Origin of the sequence: Thermomonas sp., from assembly GCF_020850895.1 — a bacterium.
GTDB lineage: Bacteria > Pseudomonadota > Gammaproteobacteria > Xanthomonadales > Xanthomonadaceae > Thermomonas.
This window is the reverse complement of the sequence record NZ_JADZDS010000121.1, coordinates 18,220-28,236: the sequence shown is the minus strand read 5'-3', so window position 1 is coordinate 28,236 and position 10,017 is coordinate 18,220. Positions and strand designations below refer to the sequence as shown.

Sequence of the window (10,017 nt, the reverse complement as noted above, 5' to 3'; positions counted from 1 at the left end):
TTGAAACATCACCGTCCTACCCTCACCCCAACCCCTCTCCCGGAGGGAGAGGAGCGAAAGCATCACAGCACGCCGCGCTTCATCTGGTCGCGTTCGATCGATTCGAACAGCGCCTGGAAGTTGCCCTCGCCGAAGCCTTCATTGCCCTTGCGCTGGATGATCTCGAAGAAAATCGGGCCGAACGCATTCTGGGTGAAGATCTGCAGCAGCTTCTGCTTGTGGGTCTGCGGATCGGCGTCGATCAGGATCGAGTTCCTGCGCAGGCGCGGCAGGTCCTCGCCGTGATCGGGCACGCGCACGTCCACCACGTCGTAATAGGTGTCCGGGGTGTCGAGGAACCCCACCCCGGCCGCGTGCATCGCCTCCACCGTGGCGTAGATGTCATTGGTGAACAGGGCGATGTGCTGGATGCCCTCGCCGTGGTAATCGCGCAGGTATTCGTTGATCTGGCTCTTCTCGTCCGAGGATTCGTTGAGCGGAATACGCACGATGCCGTCCGGCGCGGTCATCGCCTTGCTCAGCAGGCCGGTCTTGGCACCCTTGATGTCGAAGTAGCGGATCTCGCGGAAGTTGAACAGCGTCTCGTAGTACTCCGACCACTTCGCCATGTTGCCGACGAACAGGTTGTGGGTGAGGTGGTCGATGAAGGTCAGGCCGAAGCCCTTGGGTTGGGTGTCGGCGCCATCGATCGGGTCGAAATCGGCGTACAGGTCGGCGTCATTGGCATCCACCAGATACAGCATGCAATCACCGATCCCCTTGATCACCGGCGCGTTCACCGTGCGGCTGTCGGCGCGGAAGTCGATTTCCTCGCCGCCATTGGCGAGCACATGCGCCAGCACCTCGGCCGAGGGTTGCCGGAAGTTGATCGCGAATCCGCAGGCCGATTGGCCGTGTTTTTCGGCGAACGCAGAGGCAAACGAGTCCTCGGATTCGTTGAGCAGGAAATTGGTGCTGCCTTGGCGCAGCAGGGTGATCGCGCGGCTCCGGTGGCGGGCGATGGCGGCAAAGCCCATGCGTTCGAGATAGGCGCGCATCGCCGCGCCCTCGCCCCTGGGCGCGGCGAATTCGACGAATTCGAAGCCATCGATCCCGGTCGGATTGTCGAAGGTGGTCGGGGTCATCCCCAAGCTCTGATCACTGGACGCGCGCTGGATGGCCATGGGGCACCTCTAGGGAAACGATTGCACTGACCGCCCTTATAGTTTCAAATGAAACCAATTTCAAGGCGCAATGCACCATGGCAACCGACGCGTCCCCGCAGTGCGATACAAGCCATCTGTCCGATCCCGAAGCGGTGCTGGTGCTCGATGACTTCCTGCCCTATCGCCTTTCCGTGCTGGCCAACCGCGCTTCGGACGCGCTGGCGCGCGAGTATTCGCAGCGGTTCGCGCTGGGGGTGACGGAATGGCGGGTGATGGCGGTGCTGGGCCATCACCCGGGCCTGTCCGCCAACGAAGTCGCGCGGCGCACCGCGATGGACAAGGTGGCCGTCAGCCGCGCGGTGGCGCGGTTGCTGGACTCCGGGCGTCTGCGTCGCACGATTGATCCCGCCGATCGCCGGCGTTCGCTGCTGCGGCTGTCGCGGGCCGGCCGCACGGTCTATGCGCAGGTGGCGCGCATCGCGCTGGCGTTCGAACGGCAGCTGCTCGCGGGCGTGGACGCCGGCGAACGCGCGCGCCTGTTCCATTTGCTCGATCGGCTGGACGAACTCGAGTTGCAGACGGATGGCGCGGGCGCGGCGCCGGATTGAGGCCTTCCGTCAATAGCGGTCGTTCAGTGCGAAAATCGGCGCGCGGTCCTTCCACCGGCCTTCGGTGAAATCCGGGAAGTCCAGGGTCTTGTAGCCTTCGGCAATGGATTGCTCCGACAGCGGGGTGATCGCGCTCCAGGCCACCGCATCATAGATGTCGATCGGCATCGGCTCGCCCGCTTTCAGCGCCTCGATGAAGGCGTGGACCACGAACCAGTCCATGCCGCCGTGGCCGGCGCCGGCGGCCCGCTGCGCGTACTTGCGCCACAGCGGATGGTCGTATTCGTCGTAATACGCCTGCGCATCCTGCCAGCGGTGCTTTTCGCTGCGGCCTTCGATGTGCACCGATTTGTTGAGGTCCATCCACAGGCCGTCTGTGCCCTGCACGCGGAAGCCCAGCGAATACGGGCGCGGCAGGCAGGTGTCGAGTTGCAGGATGATCGTTTCGCCGTTCTCGCAGCGCAGCGTGGTGGTGATCAGATCGCCCAGCTTGAATTGGATCCTGGCGTTGGGATGGTCGGGGCCGCCCTTGGGGTGCTTCACGATGTAGTCGTGCAGCCCGCGCGCCTTGCTGGCAAAGCTGTTGATGTGGGTGAAGCGGTTGCCGCGGTGGATGTTGGTGTACATCGCGCAGGGGCCGATGCCGTGGCTGGGGTACAGATCGCCGTTGCGGTCGATCGCGTGCTGGGTGCGCCACTGCGCCTCGGAGAAGCCCTTGGCGCCGAACTCCACGCCGCTGTCGTAAGGCTCGGCCGGGTTGCCGGAATTGAAGCGCACCCCGCGCAGGTCGTGCTGGTAGCCGGCCTGCAGGTGGATGAGTTCGCCGAACAGGCCGGCGCGCACCATCTGCAGCGCCGCCAGCACGTCGCGGCGATAGCACACGTTTTCCAGCAGCATGTAGGGCGTGCCGGTGCGCTGCTGGACGCGCAGCACGTCCCAGTGGTCCTGCAGGGTGATCCCGGCGACCACCTCGCAGCCCACCGCGATCTTCGCCTCCATCGCCGCGATGGCCATCGGCGCATGCCATTCCCAGGGCGTGACGATGAACACCGCGTCGAGGTCGGTGCGTCCCAGCAGCTTCTTCCAGGCGTTCGGATCGCCGTTGCCGCCGTATTCCTTCGGCTTGCGGCGACCGGCCTTGGCGATGATCGCCTGGGCCATGTCCAGCATCACCCGCTGGGTGTCGCAGATCGCCACCAGCTCGACGTCGTCGCGGCTGAGCAACGGCCCCAACTGCGACTGCCCGCGCAGGCCGGTGCCGATCATCCCGATCCTCAGCATCGAGCCCGGCTTGGCGAACGCGGGGGTGAGCGTGGTCGCCGCCGTGGTGATCCCGGCAGCAGCGGTGGACAGCAGGAACTCGCGGCGTTTCATGGCATGGCCTCGGCGTGTGGTGGACACAGGGTAGTCCAGCGGCGCACGGCGGCGGAAATGAAAACGGCGACCCGAAGGCCGCCGCTTTCCACCACGCACCGATGCAGGGCTTACTTCACGCCGTGCATCAGTTTCTGGATCAGCGGCGCAATCAGGAACAGCACCACGCCACCGATCATCAGGATCCAGAACCCGCTGGTGTAGGCCGCATGGGCCGAAGCGGCGGTCATGCCGCCCTCACCACTGGCCTCGGCTGCGAACAAACCGGACAGGTTGTTGCCGATGCCGGTAGACAGGAACCAGCCACCCATGCCGAACCCGACCAAGCGCACCGGGGCGAGCTTGGTGGTCATCGACAGACCAATTGGCGACAGGCACAGCTCACCGACCGACTGGATCCAGTACACCGCGAACAGGGTCCAGAACGGGATCTTGCCGGTGTCAGGCGCCACCAGCGAGGACAACGCGTACATCAGCAGCAGGAAGGCCAGCCCGTTGAAGATGATGCCGAGGCCGAACTTGCGCGGAATCGACGGATTGGCCTTGCCCATCTTGACCCAAATCCACGCCACGATCGGCGCCAGGGTAATGATCGCCACCGAGTTCACCGACTGGAACCAGGCGTTCGGGAACTCCATGAAGCCGAGGTTGCGATCGACGATCTTGTCGGCAAGGAAGGTGAAGCTGCTGCCGGCCTGCTCGAAGAAGCACCAGAACAGCACGTTGAACAGGAAGATCAGCAACATCGCGATGGCCTTGTCGCGCGCCACCGGGCCGTCCTTGAAGCCTTCGACCAGGATCAGGGCACACAGGCCCAGAAACATGATGCTGAGGATCCACTGCAACGCACCGGCATCGATCGTCAGCAGGTAGAAGAACACCGGGATCGCGCACAGCGCGCCCACCGCCACCGCCAAGACCCGGCCCATCCCCTCGCTTCCGAGCGCCGGCAACCCAATCCCTTTCAGCTGGGCGCGGCCAAACCAGAACCACAGGAAGCTGATCAGCATGCCCACGCCGGAGGCCATGAATACCACCTTGTAGGCCGGCATGTCCTGCACCCCAAACACATGCTGCGCCAGGTACTGGGTAATGATCGGGGCGATGAAGGCGCCGGCATTGATGCCCATGTAGAAGATGGTGAAGCCGGAATCGCGGCGCTCGTCGCCGGTGGTGTAGAGCTTGCCGACCAGGGTGGAGATGATCGGCTTGAACATGCCGTTGCCGACGATCACCGTGGCCAGGCCCAGCTTGAAGACGTGCTCGTTCGGCATCGCGATCATGAACAGGCCGGCGGCCATGAACACCGCGCCCAGCAGGATCGAGCGCTGGTAACCGAGGATCTTGTCGGCGATGTATCCGCCGAAAATCGCGCCCGCATACACCAAGGCGAGGTAGGCGCCGTACAGCTTGCCGGCCGGGGCTTCGCCTTCCGCATTGCCACTATAGAACTGTGCGACCACGTACAGCACCAGCGCCCAGCGAATGCCGTAGAACGCGAAGCGTTCCCAGAATTCGGTCATGAACAGCATCCACAGCGGGCGCGGATGCCCCATGACCTGCTTGAATTCCGGCAGTGGTGCCGGTGCGGCTGGAGCGACGTCGCTCATGCGTGAGTCTCCTCGAAACGGGGATCGGAAGCCGAAAGGGTGGCAATGCACGCGCCGCGGAACGACGCGCAACCGCCGAAGCATTACCGAGCAAGGCCGGCAGCGTCAAACCATGCGCATTCAGGCGGACGCGGGTTCGATCGTTGGAGGGCTCAAAACCAGCAATGGCGACCGCGATTGCGCACCCGGGGCAGGACCATCACCCCGCGGGATGCGGCAGCGCAGCAACGGCGGATCAAGGCTGCAACCGTTACAATAGAGGGATTGCTCCAATCGGATGGACGCCCATGGCCACCGCCGCCAGTTTCGAAATCGAATACCTGCAATTCCTCACCCCGGACGGCAAGCTGGTCGGCAAGCTGCCGCCGGCCGTGAAGGATGCCAAGGACCTGCTGCCGATCTTCAAGCAGATGCTGTTCCTGCGCACCTTCGACGGCAAGGCGATTGCCTTGCAGCGCACCGGCAAGCTCGGCACCTACGCGGCCGCACTTGGCCACGAGGCCACCCATGTCGGCATCGGCTACGCGATGCGCCCGGAAGACGTGTTCGCGCCCAGCTATCGCGAATACGGTGCGCAGTTCGCGCGTGGGGTGAAGCCGCGCGACGTGCTGATGTACTGGGGCGGCGACGAGCGCGGCAATGACTATGAAGTCCCGAAGAACGACTACCCGTGGTGCGTGCCGATCTCCACCCAGTGCCTGATGGCCTCGGGCGCGGCGCTCTCGTTCAAGCTGCGCAAGCAAAAGCGCGTCGCGGTGGCGGTGTGCGGCGATGGCGGCAGCTCGAAGACCGATTTCTACGCCGCGATCAATACCGCCGGTGCCTTCACCTCGCCGCTGGTGCTGTGCGTGGTCAACAATGGCTGGGCGATCAGCGTGCCGCGCAAGGCCCAAACCGGCGCCGAGACGCTGGCGCAGAAGGGCCTGGCCGGTGGCCTGTACTGCCTGCAGGTGGACGGCAACGACCTGATCGCGGTGCTTGAGGCGATGCGTCGCGCCACCGAACGCGCACGCAAGGGCGAAGGCGGCAGCGTGATCGAATTCATGACCTACCGCCTGCACGACCACACCACCGCCGATGATGCCCGCCGCTACCGTGGCGAGGAGGAGGTCAAGGCGGCGTGGCTGAAGGAACCCTTCATCCGCCTGCGCAAGTTCCTGATCGGCAAGAAGCTGTGGAGCGAGGCCGAGGAACAGGCCTGGATCGAGGAATGCGGGAAGAAGGTGGACGAGGAAATCAATGCCTACCTCAACACCCCAGTGCAGCCGGTCGAGGTGATGTTCGATTACCTGTACGCGGAGTTGCCCGAGGACCTCAAGAGCCAACGTACAGAAGCATTGGCGCGGGAGGGCCGGGCATGAGCGCGCAACCCATCACCTTGATCGAGGCGATCACCCAAGCGCTGGCTTGGGAACTGCGGCATGACGAGCGCGTGGTCGTGCTCGGCGAGGACGTCGGCGTCAATGGCGGCGTGTTCCGCGCCACCGCCGGGCTGTCGGCCGAATTCGGCCCCGAACGCATCCTCGACACCCCGCTGGATGAAACCAGTATCGCCGGCCTGACCGTGGGCATGGCCTCGCAGGGCATGATCCCGGTGGCCGAGGCGCAGTTCGATGGTTTCGTGTATCCGATGGTGGACTTCATCGTCTGCCACGCCGCGCGCATGCGCTACCGCACCCGCGGACGGCTGACCTGCCCGATGGTGCTGCGGGTGCCGTGGGGCGGTGGCATCCGCGCCCCGGAACACCACAGCGAGGCCAACGAGGCGATCTTCACCAACGTCCCCGGCCTGCGCGTGGTGATGCCGTCCAGCCCGCAGCGCGCCTACGGCCTGCTGCTGGCGGCGATGCGCGACCCGGATCCGGTGATCTACATGGAGCCCAAGCGCATCTACCGGCAGTACAAGGAACTGGTGCCGGATGATGGCGAAGCGCTGCCGCTGGACGTGTGCTACGTGCTGCGCGACGGCAGCGACATCACCCTGGTGACGTGGGGCGCACAGGTCAAGGAAACCCTGGAAGCCGCCGACGCCTTGGCGAAGGAAGGCATCAGCGCGGAAGTCATCGACGTGGCCACTCTGACCCCGCTGGACTTCCCGACCATCGCCGAATCGGTCAAGAAGACTGGCCGCTGCGTGATCGTCCACGAAGCCCCGCGCACCGCCGGCTACGGCGGCGAGATCGCGGCGCGGATCGCCAGCGATTGCCTGTTCGACCTGCTGGCGCCGGTCGAGCGTGTCACCGGTTACGACACCCACATCCCGCTGTTCCGGCTGGAAATGAAATACCTGCCGAGCGTGGACAAGGTGGTCGCCGCCGCCAAGCGGGCGATGGCGTATTCGTGATACTTGATTGATTCGTCATTCCCGCAAAAGCGGGAATTCAGTGTTTTCAGCTGCCACCCCAGCAATCGAGACAATCCCAACCGCTGGATTCCCGCTTTCGCGGGAATGACGGCAAGAACAAACAGCGAGACCTGTCGATGAGCAAGAAATTCCTCCTCCCCGATCTTGGCGAAGGCCTGCCGGACGCCACCATCGTCGAATGGCACGTCAAGGTCGGCGACGTGATCCGCCTCGACGAAAACCTGGTCTCGATGGAAACCGCCAAGGCGGTGGTGGACGTGCCCTCGCCGGTCTCCGGCAAGGTGCTCAAGCTCGCCGGCGGTGCCGGCGACGTGATCGTGACCGGCAAGTGGCTGGCCGAGTTCGAAGTCGATCCGAACCTGCCGCAGCGCGCCGAAGGCCAGGACACCGGCCACCACCACGGCGCCGCCCATGACGACGAACCCGAGCCCGCGCCGGCCCCCGCTGCCGCAGCGCCCGCCCCGGCCGCCGCCAGCGGCCGCGAGGACGCCGGTACGGTGGTCGGCGCGATGCAGGTCGGCAATGCCGTGGTGGCCGAGGCCGCGGTCGCCTCGGGCGGCGTCAAGGCCGTGCCCGCGGTGCGCGCCACCGCCCGCAAGCTGGGCGTGGACCTGAGCCGCGTGCGTCCCACCGGCCCGGACGGCACCGTCACCATGAACGATGTGAAGCAGGCGGCCGCGAATCCTTCCGCTCTGCTCCCCTCTCCCGCCGGGAGAGGGGCCGGGGGTGAGGGTTCGCCTGCTGCGCCCGCCGTGCCCTCACCCCAACCCCTCTCCCAGGGGGAGAGGGGCAGGTCCACCCTGTCGCAGGCCGGCAAGCCCATCCGCACCCAGCCGCCGACGGTGGCCGCCAGCGGCCAACCGGAGCAGCTCAAGGGCGTGCGCCGCAACATGGCGCGGGTGATGGCCGATGCGCGTGATCGCGTGGTGCAAACCACGATCGTGGATGACGCCGACCTGCACGGCTGGGCCGGCAAGCAGGACATCACCGCGCGCCTGATCCGCGCGATTGTCTCCGCCTGCCGCGCCGAGCCCGCGCTCAACGCGTGGTTCGACGACGAGAACCTGAGCGTGACCAAGCATCCGCACGTTGACCTGGGCATCGCGGTGGACACCCCCGATGGCCTGTTCGTGCCGGCGCTGCGCAATGCCCACCTGCTCGACGGGCGCGGCCTGCGCGAAGGCATCAACCGCCTGCGCGCGCAGGTCGAGGATCGCTCGATCCCGGCCTCGGAACTGTCCGGCTACACCATCTCGCTGTCCAACTTCGGCGTGTTCGCCGGCCGCTACGGCACCGTCGTGGTGGTGCCGCCGTGCGTGGCGATCATCGGCGCGGGCAAGCTGTCGCACGATGTCGTTGCAGTGATGGGCGGGGTCGAAGTGCACCGCCGCATGCCGATCAGCCTGACCTTCGACCACCGCTGCGTCACCGGCGGCGAAGCGGCGCGCTTCCTGAAGGTGCTGCTGGACGATCTGGCGCTGGCGAACTGAGCACCTGCGCACCGCGTCGTTGCGGTGCGCAGATCTGAGCAGGCCGAGCCGCCCCGACGCGAGCGCAGCACAGGGGCGCGATCTTCACCTGCACTTGGCTAGGACTTGTCGTCCAGTTGCGCCGCCACGAACGCTTCCAGTGCGGCATTGACCTCGTCGGCGGTCACCCCATCGCCAAGCCGGAAATCGCTGCCAGCGTCGCCCACTTCGCCGTGCTTGATCGCCGCCACCCTCGCGCCGGCATCGCGCGGTGAATCGAAGCCGATGCTTTGCAGCATCACGCGCTCGCCTTGCACGAGCTTGAAATAGAATTTGCCGTCGGCTTCGCGGTATTGCTTGAAGGTGGGGACTTGGCTGGCGGCCGGCTTGGCGATTCTGTCGCCTGCCGCCACCGCCACTGACGACAGGTCGCGCAGGCCCACCGCTTCCCGCAACCGTGCCAGCGTTGGCGTGGCATGCGCCTGCCGCAAGCGCACGGCACCGTCGCGCAAGATCGCTTCGATTTCCGCGGGCTTGGCCATCAAGCTGTTGTAGTTCTCGCGCAGCGGTGCGACTTCCGCATCGATCCGTTCGAACAGGGTCTGCTTGGCCTCGCCCCAGCCGATGCCGTCGGCAAAGGCCTGCGCGAAGGCGGCGGTTTCCTCGCGGCTGGCGAAGGCCTGGTAGAGCTGGAACACCGCCGAGCCGTCACTGTCCTTGGGCTCGCCGGGCGCACGGGAATCGGTGAGGATGCCGGCGATCAGCTTCTTCAGTTCGGCGCGCGGGGCGAACAGCGGGATGGTGTTGTCGTAGCTCTTGCTCATCTTGCGGCCATCGAGGCCGGGCAAGGTGGCCACGTTCTCGTCGATCACCGCCTCGGGCAGGGTGAAGTGCTCGCCATACAGATGATTGAAGCGCTGGCCGAAATCGCGCGCCATCTCGATGTGCTGGACCTGGTCACGCCCCACCGGCACCTTGTGCGCATTGAAGATCAGGATGTCGGCGGCCATCAGCACCGGGTACATGAACAGCCCGGCATGGATTCCGGCGTCATCGTCCACACCATCGGCGCGGTTCTTGTCCACCGCCGCCTTGTAGGCGTGGGCGCGGTTGAGCAGGCCCTTGCCGGCCACGCAGGTCAAAAACCAGGTCAATTCCGGAATCTCCGGAATGTCGCTTTGCCGATAGAACCAGTTCTTCCCCACATCCAGCCCGCAGGCCAGCCAGGTCGCGGCGATCTCCAGCGTGCTGCGCTGCACCCGCGCCGGATCGCCGCACTTCACCAGCGCATGCAGGTCGGCGAGGAAGTAGAAATTTTCGACATCCGGGCGCTGCGCGCTGGCCAGCGCCGGCCGGATCGCCCCGACATAGTTGCCCAGATGCGGTGTGCCGGAGGTGGTGATGCCGGTGAGGACGCGGGTTTTGCTCATGGCCGGGGGCGGCACT

8 protein-coding genes are annotated in these 10,017 nt (G+C 65.7%); 4 read left to right on the top strand and 4 right to left on the bottom strand.

What is annotated here, in order from left to right; all coding sequences use genetic code 11:
- Positions 1–62 precede the first annotated feature (62 nt).
- Positions 63–1,163: a 4-hydroxyphenylpyruvate dioxygenase gene (gene hppD, locus IT472_RS10995; protein ID WP_343231832.1), complete on the bottom strand. Its 1,101-nt coding sequence runs from the start codon at positions 1,161–1,163 to the stop codon at positions 63–65.
- Between the two features lie 77 nt (positions 1,164–1,240).
- Here hppD and IT472_RS10990 point away from each other — a divergent pair, with 77 nt between their 5' ends.
- Complete coding sequence (locus IT472_RS10990; protein ID WP_297181551.1) at positions 1,241–1,753, top strand: MarR family winged helix-turn-helix transcriptional regulator; 513 nt, start codon at positions 1,241–1,243, stop codon at positions 1,751–1,753.
- 9 nt (positions 1,754–1,762) lie between these two features.
- Here IT472_RS10990 and IT472_RS10985 read toward each other — a convergent pair whose 3' ends face one another.
- Together IT472_RS10985 and IT472_RS10980 are read right to left on the bottom strand one after the other, a co-directional pair.
- Positions 1,763–3,127, bottom strand: a complete 1,365-nt coding sequence (locus IT472_RS10985; protein WP_297181550.1) for a Gfo/Idh/MocA family oxidoreductase — start codon at positions 3,125–3,127, stop codon at positions 1,763–1,765.
- Positions 3,128–3,237: 110 nt separating this feature from the next.
- Positions 3,238–4,737, bottom strand: a complete 1,500-nt coding sequence (locus IT472_RS10980; RefSeq protein WP_297181549.1) for an oligopeptide:H+ symporter — start codon at positions 4,735–4,737, stop codon at positions 3,238–3,240.
- A gap of 287 nt (positions 4,738–5,024) precedes the next feature.
- On the opposite strand from IT472_RS10980, the gene pdhA reads away from it, so the two are divergent.
- The 3 genes from pdhA to IT472_RS10965 all read left to right on the top strand — a co-directional run bounded on the left by pdhA (position 5,025) and on the right by IT472_RS10965 (position 8,592).
- Complete coding sequence (gene pdhA, locus IT472_RS10975; protein WP_297181548.1) at positions 5,025–6,098, top strand: pyruvate dehydrogenase (acetyl-transferring) E1 component subunit alpha; 1,074 nt, start codon at positions 5,025–5,027, stop codon at positions 6,096–6,098.
- Positions 6,095–7,081 carry an alpha-ketoacid dehydrogenase subunit beta gene (locus IT472_RS10970; RefSeq protein WP_297181547.1) on the top strand — a complete coding sequence of 329 codons (987 nt, stop codon included), beginning with the start codon at positions 6,095–6,097 and terminating at the stop codon, positions 7,079–7,081. The genes pdhA and IT472_RS10970 overlap by 4 nt, the downstream gene beginning before the upstream one ends.
- 131 nt (positions 7,082–7,212) lie before the next feature.
- Complete coding sequence (locus IT472_RS10965) at positions 7,213–8,592, top strand: dihydrolipoamide acetyltransferase family protein (RefSeq protein ID WP_297181553.1); 1,380 nt, start codon at positions 7,213–7,215, stop codon at positions 8,590–8,592.
- 98 nt (positions 8,593–8,690) lie between these two features.
- Here the strand turns inward: IT472_RS10965 and IT472_RS10960 are convergent, their stop codons facing one another.
- On the bottom strand, positions 8,691–10,001 hold the full coding sequence (locus IT472_RS10960; RefSeq protein ID WP_297181546.1) for a tryptophan--tRNA ligase: 1,311 nt from the start codon (positions 9,999–10,001) through the stop codon (positions 8,691–8,693).
- Between the last annotated feature and the right edge of the window lie 16 nt (positions 10,002–10,017).

Bases quoted from the DNA above. Each gene is read 5' to 3' on its own strand.
- hppD (WP_343231832.1), bottom strand. From the start codon at position 1,163: ATGGCCATCCAGCGCGCGTCCAGTGATCAGAGCTTGGGGATGACCCCG.
- pdhA (WP_297181548.1), top strand. From the start codon at position 5,025: ATGGCCACCGCCGCCAGTTTCGAAATCGAATACCTGCAATTCCTCACC.
- IT472_RS10985 (WP_297181550.1), bottom strand. From the start codon at position 3,127: ATGAAACGCCGCGAGTTCCTGCTGTCCACCGCTGCTGCCGGGATCACC.
- IT472_RS10960 (WP_297181546.1), bottom strand. From the start codon at position 10,001: ATGAGCAAAACCCGCGTCCTCACCGGCATCACCACCTCCGGCACACCG.
- IT472_RS10990 (WP_297181551.1), top strand. From the start codon at position 1,241: ATGGCAACCGACGCGTCCCCGCAGTGCGATACAAGCCATCTGTCCGAT.
- IT472_RS10980 (WP_297181549.1), bottom strand. From the start codon at position 4,737: ATGAGCGACGTCGCTCCAGCCGCACCGGCACCACTGCCGGAATTCAAG.
- IT472_RS10970 (WP_297181547.1), top strand. From the start codon at position 6,095: ATGAGCGCGCAACCCATCACCTTGATCGAGGCGATCACCCAAGCGCTG.